At 63.4% G+C, this 25071-nt stretch carries 25 protein-coding genes and 1 pseudogene; 14 read left to right on the forward strand and 12 right to left on the reverse strand.

Features of this window, described 5'->3' with window-relative positions:
- Positions 1-263: 263 nt before the first annotated feature.
- Positions 264-1259, forward strand: coding sequence for a hypothetical protein (locus tag NKI67_RS21705; protein WP_352646701.1), 996 nt, complete (start codon positions 264-266; stop codon positions 1257-1259).
- A gap of 1 nt (position 1260) precedes the next feature.
- Positions 1261-2736: an FAD-dependent oxidoreductase gene (locus NKI67_RS21710; RefSeq protein WP_352621584.1), complete on the forward strand. Its 1476-nt coding sequence runs from the start codon at positions 1261-1263 to the stop codon at positions 2734-2736.
- Between the two features lie 21 nt (positions 2737-2757).
- Here the strand turns inward: NKI67_RS21710 and NKI67_RS21715 are convergent, their stop codons facing one another.
- Both NKI67_RS21715 and NKI67_RS21720 read right to left on the reverse strand, forming a co-directional pair.
- Positions 2758-3228, reverse strand: coding sequence for a YbhB/YbcL family Raf kinase inhibitor-like protein (locus tag NKI67_RS21715; protein ID WP_023677865.1), 471 nt, complete (start codon positions 3226-3228; stop codon positions 2758-2760).
- Between the two features lie 49 nt (positions 3229-3277).
- On the reverse strand, positions 3278-3715 hold the full coding sequence (locus NKI67_RS21720; protein WP_023677864.1) for a DUF2267 domain-containing protein: 438 nt from the start codon (positions 3713-3715) through the stop codon (positions 3278-3280).
- Between the two features lie 265 nt (positions 3716-3980).
- Between NKI67_RS21720 and NKI67_RS21725 the strand changes: the two genes are divergently transcribed.
- Positions 3981-4460 carry an Hsp20/alpha crystallin family protein gene (locus tag NKI67_RS21725; protein ID WP_023677863.1) on the forward strand — a complete coding sequence of 160 codons (480 nt, stop codon included), beginning with the start codon at positions 3981-3983 and terminating at the stop codon, positions 4458-4460.
- An 88-nt stretch (positions 4461-4548) separates the two neighbouring features.
- On the opposite strand, the gene NKI67_RS21730 is transcribed toward NKI67_RS21725, so the two are convergent.
- Positions 4549-5277, reverse strand: a complete 729-nt coding sequence (locus NKI67_RS21730; RefSeq protein ID WP_352646703.1) for a CBS domain-containing protein — start codon at positions 5275-5277, stop codon at positions 4549-4551.
- Between NKI67_RS21730 and NKI67_RS21735 the strand changes: the two genes are divergently transcribed.
- The 8 genes from NKI67_RS21735 to NKI67_RS21770 all read left to right on the forward strand — a co-directional run bounded on the left by NKI67_RS21735 (position 5276) and on the right by NKI67_RS21770 (position 15886).
- Positions 5276-6010 (forward strand): phosphoribosyltransferase, encoded by a 735-nt coding sequence (locus tag NKI67_RS21735; protein WP_023677861.1) that lies wholly within the window; start codon positions 5276-5278, stop codon positions 6008-6010. The two genes, NKI67_RS21730 and NKI67_RS21735, sit on opposite strands and share 2 nt — an antisense overlap.
- Before the next feature lie 11 nt (positions 6011-6021).
- Positions 6022-6699, forward strand: a complete 678-nt coding sequence (locus tag NKI67_RS21740; RefSeq protein WP_352621582.1) for a dienelactone hydrolase family protein — start codon at positions 6022-6024, stop codon at positions 6697-6699.
- Between the two features lie 122 nt (positions 6700-6821).
- Positions 6822-7322: a DUF6496 domain-containing protein gene (locus tag NKI67_RS21745; RefSeq protein ID WP_023678569.1), complete on the forward strand. Its 501-nt coding sequence runs from the start codon at positions 6822-6824 to the stop codon at positions 7320-7322.
- A 376-nt stretch (positions 7323-7698) separates the two neighbouring features.
- The gene (locus NKI67_RS21750) at positions 7699-8586 is read left to right on the forward strand and encodes an arginase family protein (protein WP_198023590.1); all 888 of its coding nucleotides are present in this window, start codon (positions 7699-7701) and stop codon (positions 8584-8586) included.
- A 190-nt stretch (positions 8587-8776) separates the two neighbouring features.
- On the forward strand, positions 8777-11308 hold the full coding sequence (locus NKI67_RS21755) for an NAD-dependent epimerase/dehydratase family protein (RefSeq protein ID WP_352646705.1): 2532 nt from the start codon (positions 8777-8779) through the stop codon (positions 11306-11308).
- Between the two features lie 181 nt (positions 11309-11489).
- Positions 11490-12518, forward strand: a complete 1029-nt coding sequence (locus NKI67_RS21760) for an ABC transporter substrate-binding protein (RefSeq protein WP_023678566.1) — start codon at positions 11490-11492, stop codon at positions 12516-12518.
- Between the two features lie 3 nt (positions 12519-12521).
- A complete protein-coding gene (locus tag NKI67_RS21765; RefSeq protein WP_352574854.1) occupies positions 12522-14810 on the forward strand; it encodes an ABC transporter permease in 2289 nt (762 codons plus the stop codon).
- Entirely contained in the window at positions 14810-15886 is a 1077-nt protein-coding gene (locus tag NKI67_RS21770; RefSeq protein WP_352589796.1) for an ABC transporter ATP-binding protein, read from the forward strand. Before NKI67_RS21765 ends, NKI67_RS21770 begins: the two co-directional genes overlap by 1 nt.
- Here the strand turns inward: NKI67_RS21770 and NKI67_RS21775 are convergent.
- The 5 genes and pseudogenes from NKI67_RS21775 to betI form a co-directional block, all read right to left on the reverse strand.
- Positions 15876-16670 (reverse strand): inositol monophosphatase family protein, encoded by a 795-nt coding sequence (locus NKI67_RS21775; protein WP_352570624.1) that lies wholly within the window; start codon positions 16668-16670, stop codon positions 15876-15878. The genes NKI67_RS21770 and NKI67_RS21775 overlap by 11 nt on opposite strands.
- Positions 16671-16825: 155 nt before the next feature.
- The gene (locus NKI67_RS21780; RefSeq protein ID WP_502896713.1) at positions 16826-16972 is read right to left on the reverse strand and encodes an SDR family oxidoreductase; all 147 of its coding nucleotides are present in this window, start codon (positions 16970-16972) and stop codon (positions 16826-16828) included.
- A 166-nt stretch (positions 16973-17138) separates the two neighbouring features.
- A pseudogene (locus tag NKI67_RS21785) lies at positions 17139-17321 on the reverse strand (aspartate aminotransferase family protein); the annotation flags it as partial.
- A gap of 20 nt (positions 17322-17341) precedes the next feature.
- Positions 17342-18643, reverse strand: coding sequence for a flavin monoamine oxidase family protein (locus NKI67_RS21790; protein ID WP_352589800.1), 1302 nt, complete (start codon positions 18641-18643; stop codon positions 17342-17344).
- A 76-nt stretch (positions 18644-18719) separates the two neighbouring features.
- Positions 18720-19436, reverse strand: a complete 717-nt coding sequence (gene betI, locus NKI67_RS21795; RefSeq protein WP_502909355.1) for a transcriptional regulator BetI — start codon at positions 19434-19436, stop codon at positions 18720-18722.
- Positions 19437-19549: 113 nt separating this feature from the next.
- Here betI and NKI67_RS21800 point away from each other — a divergent pair, with 113 nt between their 5' ends.
- The gene (locus tag NKI67_RS21800; protein ID WP_352574940.1) at positions 19550-19765 is read left to right on the forward strand and encodes a hypothetical protein; all 216 of its coding nucleotides are present in this window, start codon (positions 19550-19552) and stop codon (positions 19763-19765) included.
- Between the two features lie 2 nt (positions 19766-19767).
- Entirely contained in the window at positions 19768-20028 is a 261-nt protein-coding gene (locus NKI67_RS21805; protein WP_023678557.1) for a hypothetical protein, read from the forward strand.
- A 42-nt stretch (positions 20029-20070) separates the two neighbouring features.
- On the opposite strand, the gene NKI67_RS21810 is transcribed toward NKI67_RS21805, so the two are convergent.
- The 4 genes from NKI67_RS21810 to NKI67_RS21825 form a co-directional block, all read right to left on the reverse strand.
- A complete protein-coding gene (locus NKI67_RS21810; protein WP_023678556.1) occupies positions 20071-21129 on the reverse strand; it encodes a dipeptidase in 1059 nt (352 codons plus the stop codon).
- A 185-nt stretch (positions 21130-21314) separates the two neighbouring features.
- On the reverse strand, positions 21315-21614 hold the full coding sequence (locus tag NKI67_RS21815) for a GNAT family N-acetyltransferase (protein WP_023678555.1): 300 nt from the start codon (positions 21612-21614) through the stop codon (positions 21315-21317).
- Positions 21607-22242, reverse strand: coding sequence for an alpha/beta hydrolase (locus NKI67_RS21820; RefSeq protein ID WP_023678554.1), 636 nt, complete (start codon positions 22240-22242; stop codon positions 21607-21609). Before NKI67_RS21820 ends, NKI67_RS21815 begins: the two co-directional genes overlap by 8 nt.
- Before the next feature lie 10 nt (positions 22243-22252).
- A complete protein-coding gene (locus tag NKI67_RS21825; RefSeq protein WP_352646709.1) occupies positions 22253-23185 on the reverse strand; it encodes a VOC family protein in 933 nt (310 codons plus the stop codon).
- A gap of 208 nt (positions 23186-23393) precedes the next feature.
- Here NKI67_RS21825 and NKI67_RS21830 point away from each other — a divergent pair, with 208 nt between their 5' ends.
- Positions 23394-24986 (forward strand): alkaline phosphatase family protein, encoded by a 1593-nt coding sequence (locus NKI67_RS21830; protein ID WP_352646711.1) that lies wholly within the window; start codon positions 23394-23396, stop codon positions 24984-24986.
- Positions 24987-25071: the final 85 nt, after the last annotated feature.

The raw sequence follows: 25071 nt of genomic DNA on the forward strand, positions 1-25071 counted from the left end.
GTCGTCATGAGATCGCTTCTTGAAACAATCCTGGCTGCGAGTGCGTGTATCGCACTCGACCAGTCTTGGTTATCTCGCCTACGCCGCCCCGGGAATGCCGCCCCATCTGTCCTTGCCGAGATGGCCAAGGAACCTGCCGCCGATCAGATCGTTTCGCGGTATCTGGCTAAGGCCAACCGGAGCGGAGGCAGATATGCCGTATGCCCGCAATCGCATGGAACCGAACATCGGCAAAGTCTGCCGTGGATTCGGGGCTTGGTGCAATGCTGCGTGACGTCGATTATGTCCTGCAAAAACTCGACTGGATGCGCGGCGAAGGCATCTGGCCCAACGGCTTGCGATATCTGTGGACCGATGCATTCGGGGTCGTGCTCTACGTCTCGCTTTATGCGGAAACTGGCGAAGAGCGCTGGCTGGGCGAAGCCGAGCGGCTGGTGGCCGATGTCGAGCGTATGCTCGGCCGCCGGCGCGGACTGAGGATCGGCGAAGCGGCGGATCGCGACGGCCAGTATTTCCACTATCTGGCGATGTGGCTGTTCGCCCTGGCGCGTCTCGGCGATCTGAAGCCGGAATACCGCAAGCGCGGCATTGCGCTGGCGCGCGGCATTCACCCGGCATTTGTGGTCCCCGGCCGCGGCGTGATCTGGAAGATGCAGGAGGATTTGAGCGGTCCTTACCCCGGCTACGGCCTCGGCAGCATGGATGCCTATGACGGCTACGTCTCTTACCGAATGCTCGACGACGAGGAACTGGCGCCCGAGATCGCGCAGATGCGTGACCTGATGGAGCGCGATTGGCGCAGCCTCGACATCGACCAGGACCTCGGCCTCGGCATGATGCTGTGGCTCGCCCATTTCTTTCCCGACGAGCCGTGGGCCGAGGCCCAGACGAGGCGTTCGCTGCGAACCCTGGAAACGATGTGGGTCGACCCGCCCGGTTATTTCAGCCGCGCGCCATGGCTGCGCGATACCAAGTTCGCCTTCACCAATTACGGCGTTTCGCTCGGCCTGCAGGCCGCCGGTATCTGGCCGGGGCGTGTCGATAGGCTGAACGCCTTCTTCGAGGACTGGCGCTCCGGCGACGAATACGACCGCGAGGCGATCACCTGGGTGATGGCCTGCACCTCGCACCTTCCCGGTGCTTTTCTGACCCGGGGTGGCGAGAGAACGATTGAAAGCGACGAACCTGGGGAACGTTCCTCAGCCGGCGCGGTTGTCGATGAAAGTGCATCGAAAAGCAAAAGCAAGGAACGCGGTTGAAATGGCCACTCTCTTGGGAAAACCGGGGAGCTGTTGGGTGGCGACGGCCACCTCCACGAACTATCCCCAGCTCGAAGGTTTGGTCCGTGCGGACGCCGTTGTCGTGGGGGCTGGAATCGTCGGGCTGACGACGGCGCTTCGCCTTTGCGAGACGGGCCGGTCGGTGATCGTCTTGGAAGGCTTGCGGACAGGTGGCCAGGTGACCGGCCGCTCGACGGCCAAGATCACCACGCAGCATGCGCTGATCTATCGTCATCTCATTGACAGCGTAGGCCGGGACCTGGCGCAGACCTATGCCGATGCGAATTCCGCCGGCGCCCGACAAATCCGCGACTGGGTTAACAACTACGCTATCGCCTGCGATCTCGAGAGCAAGGACGCCTATAGCTACACCTGCGATGAAAGCCGGCGCGCGGAGGTCGCGGCCGAGGCGAAGGCAGCGCGCCAGGTCGGGCTGGAGGCCGAGGTCCTCGAACGCGTACCGCTGCCTTTCGAAACGGCGGCGGCATTACGGTTCCCCGACCAGGCGCAGTTCAATCCGGCGATGTATCTGGTTGGCCTGGCGGAAGCGGTGACGGCCCGTGGCGGTCGGATCTTCGAAAACAGCCGCGCCACCTCGATCGACGAGGCAAGCCGCTGGCGCGTCGTCACAGATGGCGGCGCCGTTGATGCCGGGCACGTCGTCGTCGCCACCAACATGACGGTGAAGAGCCCCGTCGGCATGGCGAACCGGACGCAACCGCGCTGCCACACCGCCATGGCCTTTCGGATCGATGATCCCCTCCCTGCCGACGGCATGTTCATCGGCATCGACGACCCGACGCATTCCATCCGGACGGGCCGTGATGCCGAAGGTCCACTGCTGGTCACGCTCGGCCCCAAGTTCAACACCGGCTGGGACGGCGACGTGGCGAGGCGGTTTGTCGAACTGGAAAAATGGGCAAGAAAGAACCTTCCGGTCGGCGACGTCGCGTGGCGCTGGTGCAACGAGGATTATGATACGGCCGACAGGATTCCATATGCCGGCGAGCCCGATCCCGCCAAGGCCGCCGGCTTCCACATTGCCACGGGTTTCAACGCCTGGGGCATCACCAACGGGACGGCCGTGGGCACGATGATCGCCGACCTGATCTGCGGCCGCCCGAGCCCTTGGCAAAAACTCTACGATCCGGCGCGGCCCTATCCCGAGGACTTCCACAAGAACGGCCGCAGTCAATCGATAGTCTCGAGCACCCACGACATTGCGCCTGGCATGGGTGGCGTGATCGTCAGGGGAGACGAAAAGATTGCGGCGTGGAGAGACACCGAAGGCGCACTCCAGGCGGTTTCGGCGATTTGCACCCACAAGGGCTGCACCGTAACCTGGAACAATGCGGACCACACCTGGGATTGTCCCTGCCACGGCTCGATCTTCGCCGCCGACGGTTCGGTCATCCACGGCCCTGCCCGAAAACCGCTTGCCCAGATTACATTGTGAAGGCGGCCGACACGGCCCGCGTCACGCCGGCCGTTCGTAGGTTCCGACCAACTCCGTCTCCTCCAATGCGTGTTTCTGGGCTTGCTTCCAGACCTGATGCACGCCCGCCTGTCCTGGTACGCTGAGGCTCGGCACATCGAGCGCGGCCAGCAGGAAGTGGTAATGGTGGACGCCGTGCCCTGCAGGCGGCTGCGGACCATCGTAATAGGCATTGCCGAAATCGTTGGTGCCTTGCCTGAGTGCCGACGGGCCGGGCTTGCCGTCTTCGGCCTCGGCGAGTCCGCCGGCATCCGGCGGGATGTTGAACACCGCCCAGTGCCCGAAAATTCCGCTTGGTGCATCGGGATCCCGCACGACAAGAACAAGGCTCTTGGTACCATCCGGGACACCGGACCACTTCAGCGGCGGCGAGACGTTCTGGCCGTCACGCGCATATTTTTCGGGAAGTCTTCCGCCTGCCCGGAACGCCGGGCTGATAAGGGTGAGTGGCATTGCTATTTCCCCAAGGAGGTTGCGACCGAGAAGCCCGCGCCTGCGCCGTTCACGCCGCTTGCTGAGCTTCGGCGACGCGTCTTATCTCGCCTGGCAGGGATTCCCAGACCTTGTGCATCTGTCCTTCTCCGACGTGATGGGCGAGCACCTTGGACACGACCCTGAATGCATCCTTGGAATCGACCGGACGGGTAAATTCCAGCTCCGCCTTGATCTTGGCCAGAAACTCGTCGAGCGACCGCATCTTCTCGGGAGCTTTGGAAGGCTGATATTGGTCATAGAAGGCGCCGCGCACCAGGATCGGCAGCTGCGAGCCGAGGTGGGCTGCAAGATCCGGCTGCATACGGTCGCGCAGGGCGTGCAGCACCGCTCCGAGAACGTGCCAGGCGACCTGCCGATCCGGTCCAATCTCGTCCATGATCTCGTCGAGCCAGATGTTCGTGGTCTGCAGTGTCTTGTCGAATACGTCGAGTCCGGTGGCATTCATCGAAATCCTCCTTCCGTTCAAATCCGACTAGGTGATGTGACCAAACAGCCGTACCTGCCCGTTGTTCCCCGATGCGCATGTCCTGATGCGCATTTATTGTCGGAGGTCCCGTCATGGGGGAATTCGGGCCGGCTTTTTTGCCGCTGTTTTTCGACCACCTTTCTTGGCCGGCACCCGGAACATCCTCATGGGTGGACGAGTTTTGTTTGCCGTCGCCGATCACATGGCGACGAGTGATGCAGACACAAAAAACAGGAGAAGAACCATGGCACATCACGATTTGGCGCCCCGGACGCCATCGCGCAGCCTCTACCCATCCGCGCGCGACCCGCTCACGTCATTCCACCGGCAGATCGACCGCCTGTTCGACGACTTCTTCGCGCCGATGGCCGAAGCGACTACGGCCGGCGATCTTTGGCCGAGCGTCGACGTACATGAAACAGACCAAGCCTATAAGGTCACCGCCGAATTGCCGGGGCTCGAGCAGAAGGACGTTGAGCTCAAGCTGCGCGAAAACACCCTTTTTATCACGGGCGAGAAGCGTTCGGAGCACAAGGAAGGCGACGGCGGCCGCACCTACAGCGAACGCAGTTATGGCCGGTTTCAGCGGACCATCCCCCTGGAAGCGGAGATCGATGCCGACAAGGTGCAGGCCACTTTCAGGAACGGCGTTTTGGCTGTCGAGCTTCCCAAGAACCCCGCTGCAAAGGACAAGACACGCCGCATAGAAGTGAAAGCGCGATAGTTGCCAAACTGAAGGCTGCCTGAGCAGGCGGCGTTCAGCCCAGATGGAGAAGAACGGCAAGCACGGCGGCAACCGCCCAGGCGAGCGTCTACCGCCGGGGATCGTCCGTTGCCTCGGAAACGCCTTCGAGAGCGATCTTGGCGGCTTCCTCATCGGTCCGCCCGAGGTCGGCCAGGGCAATGACGCCGACGAGGCGCTTGTCGTGATTGATCACCGGAAGACGACGCACCTGATGCTTGGCCATGATCTTCGCCGCATCGGTGATATCGGCGTCATCGAAGCACCAATAGACATGCTCGGACATGACCTCGCGAACGGTCGTGTTGCCGGCTGAGCGCTCCTCGGCGACGCCGCGCATCACGATGTCGCGGTCTGTCACCATGCCGACCAGCCTGTCATTCTCGCCGACCGGAAGGGCGCCGAGATTGTCGGCCCGCATTTTCCGGGCGGCATCCCTGATTGTCGTGTTCGGGCCGACCAGTTCGGTCCGACGGCTCATGATCTCCTGAACTTGCATGGGATATTCCTTTCCCTGATTGCTGAGGCAACAAGTCGCCAGACGGGCCTGTTGCCACGCATCGCTAGATTGCCAGCTGGCCGGACGAGGCATGTACGGATCACTATCTTCGATCTTCCCGATCCGCGCTGAGGCGCGTGCCGGTGCCGGCACCTCGCGATCGAAACTATTCTTGGAACGTCCAGGCAGCGAGCGAGTTCCAAAATGGTACCGGTGCCGCAGCCATCCCACGGAATGTGGCCGCAGGCTGGTGAAAAAAACATCCACCGGGAAAACAGATGCACGCGGATTGAAGGTCATGGCTATCATCTTTTCAGATCGCCGCGAGGCCGGGCGGCAACTCGCCGGGGAACTCGTTCGCTTTGCCGGCCGCGACGATGTGATCGTATTGGCGCTGCCCCGAGGCGGCGTGCCGGTCGGCTACGAGGTCGCGCAGGCACTCAAGGCACCGCTCGACGTCTTCGTCGTGCGCAAGCTCGGCGTCCCCGGTCACGAGGAACTGGCCATGGGGGCGATCGCGCCCTCAGGTGTACGTGTCCTGAACGACGAAATCGTCAACGGTCTCGCGATCCCGCCACATGTCATCGACGCGGTCGCTGCAAAGGAGGAAAAAGAGCTTCTGCGCCGCGAGCACCTCTATAGGGACGGGCGACCCCCACCGCAGTTGAATGGACGAACCATTATCCTCGTGGATGACGGGCTTGCGACCGGATCGACCATGCGGGCCGGGATCAAGGCGCTGCGAAAAAACCACGCCGCCCATATTGTCGCGGCCGTTCCCGTCGGTAGCCCCGACACTTGCGACGCGATGCGGGCGGACGCCGACGAGGTCGTTTGCGCGACGACACCAGAGCCGTTGCTGGGTGTCGGGCGCTGGTACGTGGATTTCTCGCAGACGAGCGATGAAGAGGTCCGCGCGCTCCTCGCCAGGTCCGTGCCCAAGCCTGCGGCTTCCCACAAGCCTGCCGCTTCCGAAGAGGAATTGGCTGGGCGCGCGAGCGCGGGTCCGGCGCCTGGCACCAGATCGACATAGCGGAGGTGGATATGGACCGGGATAGCGAGCACGTCGTGCATGTTCCCGCGGGGCTTGTCACGCTTGAGGGTAATCTTTCGTTGCCCCCGGATGCTCGCGGCCTTGTGCTCTTCGCCCACGGCAGCGGAAGCAGCCGCCACAGCCCGCGCAACCGCCACGTGGCCGAAAGGCTGAACGAGGCGAACCTCGCCACCTTCCTCATCGACCTGTTGACGGCCGAAGAGGAGCGGATCGACCAGGTCACGGCCGAGTTGCGCTTCAATATCGGACTGCTCGCCGACCGGCTGGTCGGCGTCACGGATTGGCTCGGCGCCTCGCCGGACACGTCGGGGTTGCGTCTTGGCTATTTCGGCGCGAGCACGGGCGCCGGTGCCGCCCTGGTGGCGGCGGCCGAGCGGCCCGACCAGGCCGCGGCCGTAGTTTCGCGTGGTGGCCGGCCCGATCTTGCAGCGCACGCCCTGCCGCGCGTCCGGGCGCCGACCTTGCTCGTCGTCGGAGGCGCGGACACGCAAGTGATCGCACTCAACCGCTCGGCGCTGGCGGCGCTCCGCAGCGAGAAGGAGCTCGCCATCGTCCCTGGCGCGACACATCTGTTCGAGGAGCCTGGCGCCCTGGACGAAGTCGCGGGTCTGGCGAGCCGATGGTTCTTGCGCCATCTGGTTTCGGACAGATCGGCGTCAACGTCCTGACGGCTGGGGCTTGGATCACCAGTGCCGGGATCATTTGCGTCCTCAACGCGTTATGATCCTCATAAGACCGCGCGCAGCTGCAACCCGAATGGCTGTCGCAACCCGTATGTGGGAGAAAGACAATGCCAGACAAGAAAACCATCGAGAAGGCCCGAAAGGACAAGCGCGAGGGCAAATCGCCGAGCACACAGGCCGGCGAGTTCGTGCACGAGGAGATCGATAAAATCCGCCGCGGCGAGCACGGCGCGCGCTCGACCCAGCAGGCCATCGCCATCGGGCTTTCCGAGGCGAGACGCGCAGGCGTAGACCTGCCCCCGCCCAAAAAGGGCAAGGTGAAGGAGAGCACGCGCAAAAGCGCCGAATACGCCTATGAGGCCGGCCAGGGTGAACGCACGCCGAAACGCCGCCCGCGGGTCTCGAAAGCCGTCTCCAAGGTGCTCGAGCACGAGCCGAAGAGCACGGCGTCGCACGAGGCGCTGGCGCAGCAGGCCAAGCGTGCGGCCTCGCGCCGGACGGCTGAGGAGCGCTCGGCCGCCGCCAAGAAGGCCGCCGAGACGAAAGGCGCCAGCGGAAGGAAGGCGGCGGCGCAGAAGGCCGCCAGAACGCGCGCACACCACGCATAATCCAAAGACGGCAGTTCGCCTCCTGGAAATCCGATATGGCCCAAACGACCGGTATCGAGCTCTGCCCCGGCAGCGCGGGACAACGCCGCTGCCCAAGGCGAACCAGAGCCTGCATCTGCGGGACAACATCGACTTCGAAATCACCGCTGACGACACGGTGGCGCTGAACGAGCAATACTCGTCGCTCGCGATGCTGCCTGACGCGTGACACCGACCGGAGGTACTCGGCGGCAAGGGCAGCGGGAGACCGGTCAGGAAAGCGCAGCCTGTTTCTTGAGCATGATGCGTATCGCCCATAACGCGGAGAACTCTGATCATGACCTCAGCTGCCAGCACGACAATGCCGCGAGCCACCACTCAGACGAGACACATCGCTTTGCTCGGCGCGCCCTCTAATCTTGGGCTGATGCCGCAGGAGGGTGGGCCGGAGCCCGGCGTGTGGAAGGCGCCGGAGGCACTTCAATCGCTTGGTCTCGCCGACCGTTTGGGCGCCGGTCCGTTGCGCTCGGTTCGGGCTCCGCTTTATCGGCCTGAGGTGGATCCTGCGACGGGCGTGCGCAATGCCCAGGCCCTGCGCCAGTATTCCAAGACGCTTGCCGAAGCGGTCGACGAGGAGCTGAACTCGGGAGGGTTCCTGCTCATGCTCGGCGGCGATTGCAGTGTGTTGCTTGGCCCTGCGCTCGCGCTACGGCGTCGTGGCCGCTACGGCCTTATCTTCTTCGATGGGCACACCGATTTCAAATTGCCGGTTACCTCGCCGTCAAAGGGAGCCGCGGGCATGGATTTGGCCTTCGTAACCGGTCATGGCCCGACGCTCCTGACCGATTTCGGCGAGCACACTCCTTTGGTCCGTGAGGCCGACGTAGTCGCGTTTGGCTATCGCGATGTGCAGGACCCCGCGACTTACACGTCCAAGGCCATCTTCGACACCGATGTTCACCGGATGGATTTGGCAGAAGTGCGGCGGCGCGGCATCGCCGATGCGGCACGGATAGCGCTTGACGCGGTCGCAGGGCAGGACGTCGAGGGTGTATTCGTTCACTTCGATGTCGACGTGCTGGACAGCGAGATCATGTCGGCTGTCGATTCGCCGGAGGCCGGCGGTGTCTTGCCCGACGAAGCTGTCGAAGCCCTTCGCACATGGTGCAACGATCCACGCGTGATTGGGATGGAGGTGACGATCTATGATCCCGACCGCGATCCGGATCGTCGCTGCGGCAAGCTGCTGATCGACATTCTGGTCGCTTCCCTTCGCGGCCGGTAGACCAATGGGAGTCCTGCACTTGTGCACGAACGCAATCCGCCGGCACGAATGGCCGTCGGTCTGACGGATCGCCGCGCGCACCCATTCTGTGGTGCTACCTCATCGGGAACCGTTCTCAACGAACATGGTTCCGAGTGTGCGACCGAAGCATTCGGCCTCTTCTACCCGGCTATCGCCAAGGAGATTCGCCATGACCGGCAAAACCCGTCCCACCGTCCTGATCACAGGCAGCAGCGGGTTTCTGGGCCAAGCCATCGCTCGCGGCTTGATGGAGCGCTACGACATCATCGGCCTTGATGTTGCCAGACGATCCTTGCCCGGCGTCGAGACGATCGAGATCGACCTTACCTCGGACGCGAGCGTGGCGAAGGCACTGGCCGAGGTGCGCGAGCGGAGCGGCGGCCGCGTTGCCTCGGTGATCCATCTTGCGGCCTATTACGACACGACCGGCGAGGATAATCCGAAATACGGCGCGGTGACCGTCGAGGGAACGCGCCGGCTGCTGAACGCGCTGAGAGGGCTCGAGACGGAGCAGTTCGTGTTTTCGAGCACGTTGTTGGTGCATGCGGCGAGCCCGGCAAAGGGCGCCAGGATCGACGAAGAGTCTCCGATCGATCCGGCCTGGGCCTATCCGAGATCGAAGGCTGAGACCGAGACGCTGATCCTGAAAGAGCACGGCAACGTCAAGGTTGCGATCCTGCGACTGGCGGGCGTCTATGACGAGGATTGTCACGCGGCCTTCATCGCCCAGCAGATCGCCCGCATTTTCGAGCGCATGCCGACCGCCTATCTTTTCACCGGCGACATCACCACCGGCCAGCCCTACCTGCATCTGGACGATCTCGTCGACGCCGTGGTGCGCACCGTCGACCGGCGCAGCGCGCTTCCCGACGAGACCGTACTGCTGATCGGCGAAGAAGAGACGCCGTCCTACGACGAGATGCAGAAGCAGATCGGGCAGCTCCTGCACGGCGAGACCTGGCGGACCCTGTCCCTGCCGAAAGAGGTGACGAAGCTCGGCGCCTGGATGCAGGAGAAGGTTTTCGACCAGGAGACCGACATCAAGCCATGGATGATCGAGAACGCCGACGATCACTACGAGATCGACATCTCCCGCGCCAGGCGCCTGCTTGGCTGGAAGCCGCGGCACAGCCTGACCGCTACATTGCCGGAAATGATCCGGCGGCTGAAGGCGGATCCTACCGACTGGTACAAGAAGAACAAGCTTGAACCGTCGGCGGTCGCCGCTTCCGCGCCCGAGCTCGACCAGGCCGCCGAACGGCTGCAGCGCCCGCTCGAGCGCTCGGACGACGAGGTCGAGGCCGAAACCGAACGCCACCGGGCCGCAACGCTCTGGGCGCCGCTGACCAACGTTGCGGTCGGGCTGTGGCTCGTGGCGTCGCCCTTCACGCTCGGCCTGTTCGATCCCGCTTCAGCACCGATTCCGCCGGCGCTCGGACATGAGATCGCCTCGCCGGAGACGCGCGACGGCAGGCTCGGCATCAGTGAGATTGTATCCGGCCTCGCCATCCTGTCGCTGGCGCTTGTCGGCATGCGCCGGCGCTGGCACGGGCTGCAATGGCTCACCGCCTCGATCGGGGTTTGGGTGATGTTCGCGCCGCTGCTGTTCTGGACCACCAGCGCCGGAGCCTACGCGACCGACACGTTGGCCGGCATGCTGATCGTCGCGTTCGCGGTGATGATCCCGCCGACGCCGGGTATCAGCCGGCGTGCCCTTGCCGCCGATGACGACCGCCCGCTCGGCTGGAGCTATTCGCCCTCCCTCTTCACCCAGCGCATTCCCATAATCGGCCTCGCCTTTGTCGGCCTGTTCGTCTCGCGTTATCTCGCCGCCTATCAGCTTGGCCATATCGATGGCCTTTGGGAACCGTTCTTCGGCCCGGGCGAAACGCCGGCCGGCAATGGCAGCGAGGCGGTGGTCACCTCCTGGGTCTCCAAGGGCTTTCCGATCGCCGATGCCGGGCTGGGCGCCTTCGCCTATGCGCTGGATATCCTCGCCGGCGCGATCGGCGACCGCCGCCGCTGGCGCACCATGCCATGGATGGTGCTTTTGTTCGGCTTGCTGGTCGTCCCGCTCGGCGTGGTCAGCGTCGGCTTCATCATCATCCAGCCACCGCTCATCGGGGCGCTGTGCACGCTCTGCATCGTCCAGGCTGCCGTCACCGTCGTGCTCATCCCCTATTCGGTCGACGAGGTGCTGGCGAGCTGCCAGTATCTTTGGCGTGCCAAACAGGCGGGAGAGCCGTTCTGGCGCACATTCTGGTGCGGAGGAGCGGCACTTTCGGAAGACCAGACGCCGACGCCCGACCTCGACCGGCCGCTGTCGGCAGTGGCGCTGGACTTCGTCACCGGCGGTGTGAACTTCCCGTGGACCCTTGTCGCCAGCACGCTCGCCGGCGCCCTGCTGATGATCACGCCGCTCAGCTTCGGCACAAGCCCGCCGCTCTACTTCAGCGACCATGTCATCGGCTGCCTGGTCATCATGGTAGCCGTTACCGCGATGGCCGAGGTGGCGCGCGCCGTCCGCTTTCTGAACATCGCGCTTGGAGCCTGGATTGCCCTCTCTCCGTTCATCCTCGCCGGCGGTGCGGCCGCGAGCCTCGCCAATCTGGCGATCGGAGCCCTCCTGGTCGGGCTCAGCCTGCCGCGCGGCACGCGCAGCGCTGCGCATTATGGCGGCTGGGACCGGGCCATCGTCTGAGGATGTTCAGCAGCGCTGGACGATCGGCCAGGTGACTGCAAAGATTGATCCGCATCAACCTGTCGAACATATCGAGCGGGAAGTCGGCGAAAGGCGCAAAGGCGGCCGTACCCTTCCAACTTGAATTTTCCGCGTATCTGGGTTTCATAAGTCGGCAAATAACTTAGGGAGGAATTTCAACATGATAAAAAGGGCAATTCTCGGCGCCGGCATCCTCGCCGCCGGTATGTGGGCCGCGTCGTCATCGGCGTCCGCCGAAAGCCTGACCATGTATTGCGGCGTTGACGAGGTCTGGTGCCAGCAGACGGCGCGGGCGTTCGAGGAGAAGACCGGCATCACCGTCAATATGACCCGCAAGAGCGCTGGCGAAATCTATGCGCAATTGCGCGCCGAGGCCGCCAACCCAAAGGCAGACATCTGGTGGGGCGGCACCGGCGATCCGCATCTGCAGGCATCCGAGGAGGGCCTGACAGTGGAATACAAATCGCCGCTGCTCAACCAGTTGCAGCCCTGGGCGATCAAGCAGGCGGAAACGTCCGGCTACCGCACGGTCGGCATCTATTCGGGTGCGCTGGGCTTCGGCTACAACAAGGATTTGCTGGCCAAGAACAATCTGCCCGAACCGAAATGCTGGGCCGATCTGATCAAGCCCGAATACAAGGGGCACATCCAGGTCGCCAACCCCAATTCCTCGGGGACCGCATACAATATGCTGGCGACCATCGTTCAGCTGTTTGGTGAGGACAAGGGTTTCGAATACATGAAAGCCCTGCACAAGAACGTCAACCAGTACACCAAGTCGGGTTCGGCGCCGATCAAGGCCGCCGGTCTCGGCGAGACCACCATCGGCATCGTCTTCATCCACGACGCCGTGTCGCAGGTCGTCGCAGGTTTCCCGATCGTTCCGGTCACCCCTTGCGAGGGAACCGGCTACGAGATCGGCTCGGAATCGATCATCAAGGGGGCGCGGAACCTGGAGGCTGCGAAAAAATTCTACGACTGGGCGCTCGAGGCCGACGTCCAGTCCATGGCGCAAAAGGCGGGGTCGTTCCAGGTTCCGTCGAACAAGGCGGCAAAAACCTCCGACAAGGCGCCCGACCTCTCCACCATCAAGCTGATCGACTACGACTTCAAGAAGTACGGCTCGAGCGAAGAGCGGAAGCGGCTGCTGAAAAAATGGGACGAGGAGGTCGCATCGCTGCCGCAATAGCAGATGCGCTTCCGCGAAACCCGCTGGCCGATTGAACCGGTCGCCGTCCTTTGGATGGCGGTCGGATGGCTGGGGTTTGCCGTGCTGCCCTGGTACGGCATCGAGGACGGGTTCTTCGGCTTTTCCTGGCTGTTCGACGGTTACCCGTCCGACAGCGAATTCGCGCCGGCACTGGTTCTGGCCCTCAAGGGCGAGAAACTGTGGCTGGCGCCGCTCGGCCTGCTGCTGGTGGTGCCGCTGCTTCTGTGGGGCCGCACCAAATCCGATCCGGTTTTCAGCCGGCTGCTGATCATTGTCGGCGCCGCCGGATTTGGCTGGCTGTTGTTCCAGGGCTTCGCCATCGGGCTGCGCGGTTGGCAGTTCGGCTGGCTCACCAGCCTGTTCGGCGAACTTGGCGACCGCCAATTCGGCATGGGCTACGGCGCCTTGCTGGTCAGCGGTGCCTTTCTGTTCCTTTTCACCCTGGGTGTTGCCGCGCGCGGCGCCGTCTCTGGCGACGTCTTCGTCGTCGGCTCGATCGGCTTTGTCGTCGCCATGGTTGCCATTTTCATCTTCATGCCGATCCTGATGATGCTGGCCAATGCCATGCAGACCGACGACGGCGGCTACTCGCCTGTCGCGTTCCTGGCCAAGCTGTTCAGTTCGCGGCTGTGGAGCCTGGCTTGTCTTGCCGGCGGCAGCCGCTGCGGCGTGGCCTGGAATTCGCTGCTGCTGGCCGTGCTCGTCGGCCTGCTGACCATGTTTCTGGGGCTGGTGTTCGCGCTGGTCGTGACCCGTACCGGTTTCCGCCACGGCAAGCTGCTCCGCGCCCTGACCGTGTTGCCGATCATCACGCCGGCTTTCGTCATCGGCCTTGCCATCATCTTGTTGTTCGGACTGTCAGGGGCAGTGACGCAGAGCGTGGCCGGTCTCTTCGGTTTCCAGCCGACACGCTGGGTATATGGACTTCCCGGCCTGCTCATTGCCCAGGTTCTCGCCTTCACGCCGATCGCCTTCCTGGTGCTGATGGGCGTCGTCGAAGGCGTCAGCCCGTCCATGGAAGAGGCCTCCCAGACGCTCCGAGCCAGCCGCTGGCAGACCTTTTGGACCGTATCCCTGCCGCTGATGCGGCCGGGCCTTGCCAACGCCTTTCTGCTCGGCTTCATCGAGAGCATGGCCGATTTCGGCAATCCGCTGGTGCTGAGCGGCAATTACGACGTGCTGTCGACAGAAATCTTCTTTGCCATTGTCGGCGCGCAGAACGATGCGGCACTTGCCGCGATCCTGGCGCTGGTGCTGCTGGCCTTCACGCTCGGCGCCTTTTATGCGCAGCGCTTCTGGATCGGCAGGCGCTCTTACACCACCGTCACCGGCAAGGGCGACGCCGGCGTCCATCCGCGCTTGCCTGCCGGGCTGACATACGCGCTCTATGTCATCGCCGGACTGTGGACGGCATTCACCGTACTGGTCTACACGGTGATCTTCTATGGCAGCTTCGTCAAGCTGTGGGGGGTCGACCAGAGCCTGACACTGGAGCACTACCGGAAGGCGTTCTCCGTCGGCTGGAACGAATTCGGCATCCACTGGTCGGGCTCGGCATGGAGCTCCTTCTGGACGACCATGGAGATCGCGCTGATATCGGCGCCTCTGACGGCCGGGATCGGGCTTCTGACCGCCTATCTTCTGGTCCGCCAGAATTTCCGCGGCAAGAACGCCTTCGAATTTGCGACCATGCTCTCGTTCGCGATTCCGGGAACCGTCATCGGCGTCAGCTACATTATTGCCTTCAACGTGCCGCCGATCGAGCTGACCGGGACCGGCATCATCCTCGTACTGTCGTTCATCTTCCGCAACATGCCGGTGGGCGTGCGCGCCGGCGTCGCCTCGATGTCGCAGATCGACCGTAGCCTGGATGAATCCTCACTGACGCTTGGCGCCAACTCGTGGCAGACCTTCAGGCGCGTCATCCTGCCTTTGCTGAGATCGGCAATGCTGGCGGCGCTCGTCTATTCCTTCGTGCGCGCCATGACCGCGATCAGCGCCGTCATCTTTCTGGTCAGCGCGCGCTACGATCTCTCGACCAGCTACATCGTTGGACGTGTCGAGAACAATGAATACGGCATCGCCATCGCCTATTCGACGGTGCTGATCGTCGTCATGCTGATGGTAATTGGCTTGATGCAGCTGCTTGTCGGCAGCCGCAATATCGGCCGGCGCGGCATCCAGCAGGGCGACGGCGGCTGGAGCGTGCGCACCAATGTCAGCCTGCCCGGAACGGCCGGCGGCCCGACCACAATAGCAGGAGCCGGGTGATGGCCGAAATTCGCAGCAACGCCGCCTCGGTAACCTTCGACCATGTCACCAAGACATATCCGGGCGCCAGCATGCCGGCGGTCGACGACATCTCGCTTGCGATCGAAGCCGGCAAGCTGGTGACGCTTCTCGGGCCCTCCGGCTGCGGCAAGACGACGACGCTGCGCATGATCGCCGGCCTTGAAATGCCGTCCAGCGGCCGCATTCTGATAGGCGGCAAAGATGTCACCCGCCTGCCCGCCACCGACCGCGACGTGTCCATGGTTTTCCAGTCCTATGCACTGTTTCCGCACATGACGGTGATGGAAAACGTCTCCTATGGCTTGCGCTTCTCCGGCCATGACAAGAAGGAGGCTGCGTCTCGGGCCCGTGCCGGGCTGGAATTGGTCGGCCTGACCGGTTTCGAGGCGCGTCTGCCAAGCGAGCTGTCGGGTGGCCAGCAGCAGCGCGTGGCGGTGGCGCGCGCGCTGGTGCTCGAACCGCAAGTGCTGCTGTTCGACGAGCCGCTGTCAAATCTCGACGCCAAGCTGCGCCGGCACGTGCGCGAGGAAATCAGGGAAATCCAGATCAAGCTTGGGCTGACGGTGGTCTATGTCACACACGACCAGGAAGAGGCGCTGGCGGTTTCGGATCGTATCATCGTCATGAACAAAGCGGTGATCGCACAGGACGGCACGCCACGCGAACTCTACGACGCACCGGCCAACGCTTTCGTCGCCGACTTCATCGGCGAAGCCAATATCCTCGATTGCGAGGTGGTTTCGGTAGAAGGTGATGAAGCTGCCGTCCGGCTGGGTTCGCTGGCCTTGAAACTGCCGGCGCGAGGCCAGCTGGTCGGCCCGGCGAAGCTGGCCGTCCGTCCGAGCCGCATCGAGATCGGCCCTGCCGGTGCACCACGGACGATCGCGGGCAGGCTGGAAAAGGTCACCTATATCGGTAGCCATCTCGAGCTTGTCATCGCCACGCCGCACGGCCAGGTGTTTGCAATATCGCACAACATCGATGCGCCGTTTCAGGCAGGCGACAGCGTCGGCATCGGCTTTCCGGAGCGCGGACCGGTTCTGATCAAAGCTTGAAGGATTGCACGCAGAGCTGGCGGACCTGGGCGAACACACCGCTGCCGGCGCAAATCACCAGCGCGCCGTTTTCCAGAACCGTCTTTGGGTCGGGCTTGACGATCGTGCCGCCGGCTTCTTCCACCAGCAGCATGCCTGCCAGGCAGTCCCAGGCGTTCATATGCTCTTCGACATAGCCGAGCAGCCTGCCGGCGGCCGCATAGGCGAGCATCAACGCGCCGGATGCGTTACGGAAAAACACGCCGCCTTTTGAAAACAGCAAGCCGATGAGCGTTGCGACGTTTTGCATTTCGGCGCGGTTGGAAAAGCCGGTGCCCAACGAGCCGTCGGTCAGGCTGGTGGCCGCGCTTGCCCTGATCGGCTTGCCGTTGAGAAAAGCGCCGCCGCCCTTGCGGCAATGGAACGTTTCGCCGGTAGAGGGCTCGTGGATGACACCCACGACAGTGTCGCCGTCCTTGGCGCAGGCGATGACCACGCACCAGGCCGGGATGCCCCGCACGAAGTTCGCGGTGCCGTCGATCGGATCTATCACCCAGACATGCCCGCTCGATCCGGTGACCGAGGCATGCTCCTCGCCGACAATTCCATCGGTCGGGTAGGCGGCTTTCATTGCCGCACGGATGAACAGCTCGACCTCGCGGTCAGCCTGCGAGACCATGTCCTGATGACCTTTGCTCTCGATGGCGAGGCTGTCGAGGTCGCGAAAATACTTCAGGCCGAGCGCGCCGGCGCGCCGCGCGAGATCGATGGCGAACTGTTCGCGCGTTGCTGTGTCGGGTGTCATGATATCCTTGGGATGGCGAATGTGATCTGAGGAAAATACCCCAGCCAGAGAAGCTTAGCGGTGAAGATAAGAGTGTGCAAATGACGAGCCCTGCCTTTTGCGGGGCGGGCCCGAGGCCGACCGATCTTCCATGCGCCCGACAGCGACAGTCACGCTCATACGGGTCCGGTCATGTCGCCGTCGACATAGATCATCTGGCCGGTCATGAAGCTCGACGCGTCGGAAACCAGGAAGATCGCGGCACCGCCCAGTTCATCGACCTCGCCCACGTTGCCAGCGGCCGACCAATGCCGCGGCTCAATCCGGAAATTAAGGCGGTTTTACCGGCGAGGCCGAACAGGCCCGATAGGTCATCAATGCTTTGTTTCCCCAGAGATGCGGCCAGAGACAGGCGATCGAGGCCCCTGCCGGACATCGTAGGCGCGGACGATCGTTGTCAGCAATGGCGAGATTGCCGGCGATAAACGCCTATCCCCGCCAGGCACCTTCGCGGCGCAGATCGTCCATCGTGCGCGAAATGCCTTCGCGCAGGATCGACACCATGTCGTCGATCTGGTCGCGCGTGATGATCAATGGCGGCGACATCACGCGCATGTTGATCAGTGGCCGGACCAGCAGGCCGAGCTCGTGGCAATGCGCGTCGATGCGCTCGGCACCTTGATCCGCCTCGCTTATGACCCCGAGGCTCTGCTGGCGATGGCAGACTGAATAATTCTTAGCGCAGCAATGCGGCCGGCGACGATGGCGCCCTCGACGTAGCCCGGAAATGATGGCGACAGCTCCGACGAGGCGAAATGGATCCGCGACGCGCCGGCGCGGATAATGCGTTCGGCATCGGTTGCCGTCGCATCGACGATCAGATCACTGTAACCGCCGCCGCTCCAGCGATCCCCAGTCCAGTCGCGATAACTGAGATCGATGATGCCGGCCGCCTCGATACCGAGCGCCTCTTCCAGCTTTGACGTCACCTTTGCGCGCAACGCCGCGTCGTCCAGATCCCGCCAGCGCTGCGCCAGCGGCCCGCCGATGAAGACGACAAGGGCTGCGTGATCCTCGTCCCTGCTGGCATCGCAGGCAAAAAGCCCGTGCGGGTCGCGCCACATCACCATGCCGCTCAAGCCCCTGTCGCGCCAGAAAGCCTTGGGGTAGCGCACCAGCATTTTGATCACCGCGCCGCTTTGCCAGACGCCGAGGGCTCTCTTCAGCACAGCCGGCAGCGGCGGCACGAAATCCACTCTCGAGGCCATCATCGGCGGTACGGCGACCAGTACCGCTCGTGCCTCGATCGCGCCGGCAGGCGAAACGACGCGAACCCCTCCCGGCCCGTGCTCAATGGCCTCGACAGCTGTATTCAGCCGCAGTCGATCGCCGAGATCCCGCGCAAGATCATCCGCTAGCGAATGCATGGTTTCGCCCACGAAATACTGCAGCTCCGACACCTCGTTGGTGATGCGGCGATCATTGTCGATCAAGTACCACAGCGGCAGCCTTTCCATTGCCAGGCACCACAGGCCCTCGATCATCGACCGAAAGGCGGCCTTCGCATCGTCGGGATCGGCCTGGCGATCGAGCCATGCCGCGACCGTCAAGCCGACAATGGTCGGGTCGGTCGGTGCGATCGCATTCATCCGCTCGCGCATTCGCATCGCGGTGCCGTTAGTGCGCCCGGCTTGCGCCTCGCTCATTCGCGGCTGCGTGACGAATTCGCCTGCGACATGGGTCTCGACCAATGTCTTGCCGCGCGCTCGCACCAGCGCCATTAATTCCGGCATGTCTTCGCACAGGAACTGGCCGCCGCTGTCGATCCGCTCGCCGAGCCCGTTCTGCACGGCTTCGACGCGGCCGCCGACACGGTCGCGGGCTTCGAGCAGCACGACATCGATGCCGGCGTGGTTCAATTCACGCGCGGCCGACAGGCCGGTGAAGCCGGCGCCGACGATGGCCACATCGGCTCGTTCAATCTTGAACTTCATTAGCCGGCCTTGCTCTTCTCGAATGTCAGGGGCCGGATCATTGTCTTCATTGCTGGTCCACCCTCTTTTTGATGGTTCACGCCGGCCTGCCACCGCGGGCTGCAGAGTTCGAATAGTGCTTGGGGAATGCCGCAGACAGGAACTCGTTCGCGGCCTGCAGCGCCGTCTCGCGTGTGGCGTCCTCGGTGCCCATCATCAAACGCAGCCACAGACCATCCAGCATGGCGCTGAGCGCCAGCGCCATGACTTGCGGCTCATAGGCATAGAAGCCGCTCTGCTTGAGCGCCGCGCAAAGATCGATGAAGATGTTCTGGTAGACGGCATCGCGTGCGCTGCTCAGCGCCTGATATTTCGGTCGCGATTTGGCCTCGCCCCAGAAGGCACACCAGGCAGCCAGCTTGCGCTTGTTGCAGATCGAGCGGTCGAAATCGGCCGCCACCAATGCCTGCAACTGGCAGGCGGGATCATCGCCGGCCTTTTGCAAGGCGCTGCGCCAATGCGCCGAATACTCGTCATACATGTATTGCAAGGTCGCGACGAGCAGCTTCTCCTTGCTCTCGAAATGGAAATTGACGATGCCGCGAGACAGGCCGGCGCCGTCGGCAACGTCGGCCATCGTCGTCTCCGAATAGCCGCGCTTGGCCAGTGAATCGATCGTCGCTTCGATCAATTGAAGCTGCCTGGTCTCTTTCGACGCCTTGCGGCCGCGCTTATCGGAATCGCTTTTTCGCGCCGGTTCGAGGAGGGCTTCGCGCGCCTCTGTTGTCTTCATCGGGGTGATGGTCTCCAGCATCGCCGGCTAGCCGATCGGCTTCGGCCGCGAAGATCAGTGGGACGGTGTTTGCCACTGTCAAGCACCTTCTGCACGGCTGCCCATATTCGAATGTTCTCGTCGAGATTGCATCCTTGGAGAAAACGACGTCGAAGGCACCGTCGGCGAAAGGCAGCGATCCCGGCGATGCAGACCAGATCAGCGCCGCCGAGCCCGCCTGCAGCGGACCTTGGGTCGAGATCTACGCCAGGCGCGAGCTGCAATATCAAAAGCTGCTGAGGCGTGCCAAACTGGCGCCGCGGCTGGTCATCAAACTCGACCGCCGCACCAGTCCGCCCGCGGATTTCTAAATATGGCCGACGACACCGACAGTCCCGAACTCGACACCGAAGCCGCCGAACAGTGGCAGCTGATCAACACGCCGCTCGGCGAAAAATGGTCGGGCCGCACCCGCTATGCCGCGGCCATGTTCTTCTACAAACGCGGCGAGATGAACGCCGAGACGCTCGAGGTCTACCGCATCTGCGCACGCCTGGATTCGACGGATCCGCTGCCGATCATCCGTGATCGCGGCATTGGCCAGGACTGGCTTAAACGCATGGGTTTCGAATAGTCCGCTCCCAAAACGCGTTCCGGTCAAGCCGGCATCACCCGCTTAGCCGATGGTCCTTTCCAGCATGCCTAGCCAGTTGCGATAGGCGATCTTCTCGATCAGCGCGCGCCCGAAGCCGCGTGCCGCGAATGCGTCGAGCAGTCTTGGCAGGCCGGCAACATCGCCTATCACGGCCGGGATCATGGCGCCGTCGAAATCCGAGCCTAGGCCGACGCCGTCTTCGCCCAGCGCCTGCAGCAGCGAATCGACATGGCGCACCATGACGTCGAGGCCGGTGTCGGCGTTCATCCTGCCGTCCTCGCGCAGGAACCCGGTGGCGAAGTTCAGCCCGACCATGCCGCCGGAGTCGCGGATCGCGCCGAGCTGCCATTCGGTGAGGTTGCGCGAATGGCCGCAGATCGCGTGCACGTTGGAATGGGTCGCGACCAGCGGTGCGTCGCTGATCTCGACGACGTCGCGGAAACCTTTTTCGTTGAGATGCGAAAGATCGATCATGATCTTCAGCTGGTTGCAGGCTTTCACCAGCGCCTTGCCGGCATCGGTCAGCCCCGCCCCTGTATCGGGCGATGACGGGAAACGGAACGGCACGCCGTGGCCGAAGGCATTGGGACGGCTCCAGACGATACCGAGCGAGCGCAGGCCGGCTGCGTGGAGAACGTCGAGCAGGGTGAGCTCAGGGTCGATCGCCTCGACCCCTTCGATATGGAAGACCGCCGCGATCGAGCCTTGCGCCATCGCCTTCCTCACATCGCCGGCGCTGCGGCATACAGTAAGTGCCGAAGCCCGCTCCAGCCTGAACAGGATCGAGGCCATCGCTACGGTGGAGTTGAGCGCATCGGCGCGCGGAATCTCGGGTGGCAAGGGCTCGCTGTCGCTCGGCGCCAGCGGCACCGCGCCGCGTTTGGATTTCTCGACAGGCGGCGGGAAGATCGCGAACATGCCGCCGGCAAACCCGCCTTTCTTCGCGCGCGGCAGGTCGATGTGGCCACCTGGCGTCCCCTCGACGAACAGCTTTTCGACGTCCGCATCCTTCGACTGGTAGAGCCGGAGCAGCGTGTCGTTGTGGCCGTCGAAGACGGGAACGAGATCGGATTCGGTCATGGAGAGCCATTCGGTTGAAGTGGTCGGGCCGCGGACGGCGAGCCGGTTGCTGGCAATACTTAGGCAAGGTTGGCGCTCTGCGCAAATCCCGCATGTTGCCGCTGTGTTTGTACGCCTCCAATGGCCAAAGGGGCACGCGGTAAAGCCGCGCACCCCTTCTCCTGTCATTCATCGAGGGGCTGTGCTTACCGCTTCAGCACGTCCGCCCATTCCGGATGGCGGCGGAATTGGGCATTGGCGAACGGGCAAAGCGGGATGATCGTCTTGCCCGCCGCACGTGCATCCTCGACGGCACGGGTGACCAGGCGAAGCCCCGCGCCCTGGCCGCGAAATGCATCCGGCACTTCGGTATGGTCGATGATGATCTGGTGCTCGCCGATCTTGGTGAAGGTCATCTCAGCCTCGGCGCCGCCCGGCCCACGCAGGAGGTAGCGGCCCTTCGAGCCGCGGTCCTCCATCTCGATCTCGGGCAATAGGTCAGACATGGCTTGCGGTCCTTTCATCCGGCGCAAGGGCGAACAACCGCCGCGCCGCCTCGATCTCGCTCGGCCGCACCTCATGGCCGCCGTCATGCCACTCGACTGTGACATCGGCGCCATCGGCGCGCAAATAGGCTTCAAGCCGCGCCGTCAAATCAGGCGGACAGATCGGGTCCCGCCTGCCGGCGGTGACCAGGATGCGGCTGCCGCCAAGGCTGCCCTTGACCTCCGGCTCGAACGGGATCAGCGGATGCATCAGCACCGTTGCGTCGAACAGCGACGGTTCGGCAAACAGCACCGAGGCCAGGATGTTGGCGCCGTTGGAGTAACCGAGGCCGAGCACCGAAGATGGCCTTGCCGTCTCGACATGTGCCTTGACGAAGCCGGCCATCTTGTCCGTCGCTCGCGTGATGTCGCCCATATCGTAAACGCCCTCGCCGGTCCGGCGGAAGAAGCGTGCGGCGCCTTGTTCCGAGACATCGCCGCGCGGAGCGACGATCGTCGCTTGCGGCGCGAGATCGCGTCCAAGCGACAGAAGCTGGGCCTCGTCGCCGCCGGTGCCATGGAAGACGAAGAGCAGCGGTCCATCAGGCGAACCGGGCAGCACTTTGTGAATATACGAATCCTTGCTCATGACCTTGCCCTCAGTCTTCCAGTTTCTGCAGATGCTGCTCGAGATAGGGCCGCAAATGCTGGTGTTGCGACGGCAGCTTCAGCGCCTCGCCAAGATGGGCGGTATCCTCGTCGCGGTCGAAGCCCGGCTCGTTGGTGGCGACTTCGAACAGCACGCCGCCCGGTGTGCGGAAATAGATCGCCCAGAAATAATCGCGGTCGATCACCGGCGTCACCTGATAACCTGTATCGAGCAGCGCCTTGCGCACTTCGATCTGCTTGGCGCGGTTCTCGACGGCGAAAGCGACATGGTGGACCGAGCCGGCGCCGAGATTGGCGAAGCCGGCCCCTGGCAGCGATTCGATATCGACGACGTCGGCGCCGTTGCCGTTCCTCACCGCCAGCCGCCTGACGTTGCCGGACTTGTCGACCTCCTCATAACCCATGAATTTCAGCAGCTCTTCGGTGGCGCCGCCATCTTTCAGCCTGAGCGACACCGAGTGAAAGCCGCGGATCGCCTCGTCGATGGGAATGCCACCCTTGGCCCATGGCGCACGGTTGTCCGCTCTGTCCTCGACCAGCGCAAACCCGTCGCCGTCGGGACCGGCGAACGCAAGACGCTTCGCGCCAAACGTCTCCTCGCGGGACAGCCCAGTGACACCTTGCTCGGCAAACCGTTTCTCCCAATAACCGAGCGTGCCTTCGGGCACCGAGTAAGCGGTGGTACCGACTTCGCCGATTCCATGGCGGCCTTTGCCGATGTTCGGGAACGGGAAGTAGGTCATCACCGAGCCGGGCGTGCCGACCTCGTCGCCGTAATAGAGGTGGTAGACATCGGGTGCGTCGAAATTGACGGTTTTCTTGACCCGCCGCAGACCGAGCGTCCCGGTGAAGAATTCATTGTTCTGGCGCGCATCGCTGGCCATCGAGGTGACGTGATGCAGGCCCTTGACTTGGTCGAGCATGTTTCTGCTCCTTTCCTTGTGCCGGTGCGGCCCTTGCCGCTGTCCACGCAAATATGAGCATCCGCCTCCTGGCCGCAAAGGCGGCAAACACAGAATGGACTGTGCTGTTAAAGTGAACGACGAAGCAGGTTTTGTTCACCATTCGGCAAACTGGACCGGCTTGCATACTCGCCGAAATTGCGCTCCATGAGCGACGCATGTAGCCAGCATGAGGATACAGCGGTTGAGTGGAAAACGCCCCAATATTCTCCTGATCACCTGCGACCAGTGGCGGGGCGACTGCCTGTCAGCTGCTGGCCACAAGGTGGTAAGGACGCCGAATGCCGACGCGCTGGCTGCCGAGGGCGTTTTGTTCCAGAAGCACTATGGCGGCGCCGCACCTTGCTCGCCGGCGCGCGCCTGCCTCTACACCGGCCTCTACCAGATGAACAATCGTGTCTGCCGCAACGGCACGCCGCTCGACGCCCGCCACGGCAACATAGCCCTCTGGGCACGCGCCCTCGGCTATGATCCGACGCTGTTCGGTTATACCGACATGGCGCGCGACCCGCGCACGCTGGCGCCTGGCGACCCGCAGCTGAAAAGCTATGAAGGCGTGCTGCCCGGCTTCACCGTGCGCCAGCTTCTGCCCGAGCACCAGAAGCCCTGGCTGTCATGGCTCAAGGCGCGCGGCGTCGATGCCGGCGCCGGCTCCCCCGCCATTCACCGCCCGGCGGGCGAAATCCTGGAAAACGACGGCGCGATCAGCAACGGTCCGCCAATCTATTCGAAGGACGAGACGCCGTCGGCCTTCCTGGCCGGCGAATTCATCCGCTGGCTCGGCGAGCAGGAGCGCGATGCCCCGTGGTTCGCGCATCTTTCCTTCATCAGCCCCCACCCGCCCTTCATCGTGCCAGCGCCTTACAACGCCATGTACGATCCGGCCATTGGTCCAGCTTTTGACCGCGCCGAAAGCTGGCAGGCCGAAGCAGCAAGCCACCCTTATCTCGCCTATGAACTTGACCGGCAGGAACGGTCGAAATTCCGTCCCGGCTCGGAGGGCAAGGTGCGCGACTGGGGCGACGACAATTTTCGCCGCATCCGGGCGCTCTATTACGGCATGATCTCGGAGGTCGACGCGCAGCTTGGCCGGGTCTGGCAAGCGGTCAAGGCGGCCGATGCATGGGACGACACCGTCATCGTGCTGACCTCCGACCACGCCGAGATGATGGGCGATCATTTCATGCTGGGCAAGGGCGGTTTCTTCGACGGCAGCTTCCATATTCCGCTGATCATTCGCGATCCGCGCCACCGCAAGGCTGCCGGCAGCAGTGTCGACCGCTTCACTGAGGCGGTGGATTTGGCACCGACCTTGCTCGATCTCACTAGGCTCGAGCTCACTGGCGGCGAAGTGCTGCCGCATCTCGACGGCCGCTCGCTGGCGCCTTTCCTGGACGCGACGGAGCCAGACGATTGGCGCGACGCGGCGCATTGGGAGTTCGATTTCCGCTCGATCGCGGATGGTGATGCCGAACGGTATTTCGGCATCGGTTCACGCCAGTGCAATCTCGCCGTCATCCGCACGCAAAAGTTCAAATATGTGAATTTCGGCGGCGGCCTGCCGCCCTTGCTCTTCGACCTGGAGAAGGATGCGCGCGAGTTGACCAATGTCGCTGACGACCCAGCCTATCTGCTGGCACGGCTGGAATTTGCCGAGAAGTTGCTCGCCTGGCGGGCCGAGCATCTCGATCAGTCGCTGGCGCTCGCCGAATTGACGGACAATGGCGTTGCCGGCCATGTCGCCGGCTTCCCCTCGAGATAAGCAAAGCCCCCCCCCTTGCCGGCGCGGGCTTAAGTGTCGGCCTGTGCGCAGCTTATGGCATGATAATTAGCGGTTTATATCGATT

Source organism: Mesorhizobium sp. M0408 (assembly GCF_040321495.1).
In the GTDB taxonomy this organism is placed as follows: Bacteria; Pseudomonadota; Alphaproteobacteria; order Rhizobiales; family Rhizobiaceae; genus Mesorhizobium.

Excerpts from the sequence above, each read along its gene's own strand:
- NKI67_RS21745 (WP_023678569.1), top strand. The coding sequence starts at position 6,822 with ATGCCAGACAAGAAAACCATCGAGAAGGCCCGAAAGGACAAGCGCGAG.
- NKI67_RS21830 (WP_352646711.1), top strand. The coding sequence starts at position 23,394 with ATGAGGATACAGCGGTTGAGTGGAAAACGCCCCAATATTCTCCTGATC.
- NKI67_RS21705 (WP_352646701.1), top strand. The coding sequence starts at position 264 with ATGCTGCGTGACGTCGATTATGTCCTGCAAAAACTCGACTGGATGCGC.
- NKI67_RS21760 (WP_023678566.1), top strand. The coding sequence starts at position 11,490 with ATGATAAAAAGGGCAATTCTCGGCGCCGGCATCCTCGCCGCCGGTATG.
- NKI67_RS21765 (WP_352574854.1), top strand. The coding sequence starts at position 12,522 with ATGCGCTTCCGCGAAACCCGCTGGCCGATTGAACCGGTCGCCGTCCTT.
- NKI67_RS21805 (WP_023678557.1), top strand. The coding sequence starts at position 19,768 with ATGGCCGACGACACCGACAGTCCCGAACTCGACACCGAAGCCGCCGAA.
- NKI67_RS21725 (WP_023677863.1), top strand. The coding sequence starts at position 3,981 with ATGGCACATCACGATTTGGCGCCCCGGACGCCATCGCGCAGCCTCTAC.
- NKI67_RS21810 (WP_023678556.1), bottom strand. The coding sequence starts at position 21,129 with ATGACCGAATCCGATCTCGTTCCCGTCTTCGACGGCCACAACGACACG.
- NKI67_RS21770 (WP_352589796.1), top strand. The coding sequence starts at position 14,810 with ATGGCCGAAATTCGCAGCAACGCCGCCTCGGTAACCTTCGACCATGTC.
- NKI67_RS21755 (WP_352646705.1), top strand. The coding sequence starts at position 8,777 with ATGACCGGCAAAACCCGTCCCACCGTCCTGATCACAGGCAGCAGCGGG.
- betI (WP_502909355.1), bottom strand. The coding sequence starts at position 19,436 with ATGCTGGAGACCATCACCCCGATGAAGACAACAGAGGCGCGCGAAGCC.
- NKI67_RS21715 (WP_023677865.1), bottom strand. The coding sequence starts at position 3,228 with ATGCCACTCACCCTTATCAGCCCGGCGTTCCGGGCAGGCGGAAGACTT.
- NKI67_RS21720 (WP_023677864.1), bottom strand. The coding sequence starts at position 3,715 with ATGAATGCCACCGGACTCGACGTATTCGACAAGACACTGCAGACCACG.
- NKI67_RS21790 (WP_352589800.1), bottom strand. The coding sequence starts at position 18,643 with ATGAAGTTCAAGATTGAACGAGCCGATGTGGCCATCGTCGGCGCCGGC.
- NKI67_RS21735 (WP_023677861.1), top strand. The coding sequence starts at position 5,276 with ATGGCTATCATCTTTTCAGATCGCCGCGAGGCCGGGCGGCAACTCGCC.
- NKI67_RS21825 (WP_352646709.1), bottom strand. The coding sequence starts at position 23,185 with ATGCTCGACCAAGTCAAGGGCCTGCATCACGTCACCTCGATGGCCAGC.
- NKI67_RS21775 (WP_352570624.1), bottom strand. The coding sequence starts at position 16,670 with ATGACACCCGACACAGCAACGCGCGAACAGTTCGCCATCGATCTCGCG.
- NKI67_RS21740 (WP_352621582.1), top strand. The coding sequence starts at position 6,022 with ATGGACCGGGATAGCGAGCACGTCGTGCATGTTCCCGCGGGGCTTGTC.
- NKI67_RS21710 (WP_352621584.1), top strand. The coding sequence starts at position 1,261 with ATGGCCACTCTCTTGGGAAAACCGGGGAGCTGTTGGGTGGCGACGGCC.
- NKI67_RS21730 (WP_352646703.1), bottom strand. The coding sequence starts at position 5,277 with ATGACCTTCAATCCGCGTGCATCTGTTTTCCCGGTGGATGTTTTTTTC.
- NKI67_RS21815 (WP_023678555.1), bottom strand. The coding sequence starts at position 21,614 with ATGTCTGACCTATTGCCCGAGATCGAGATGGAGGACCGCGGCTCGAAG.
- NKI67_RS21820 (WP_023678554.1), bottom strand. The coding sequence starts at position 22,242 with ATGAGCAAGGATTCGTATATTCACAAAGTGCTGCCCGGTTCGCCTGAT.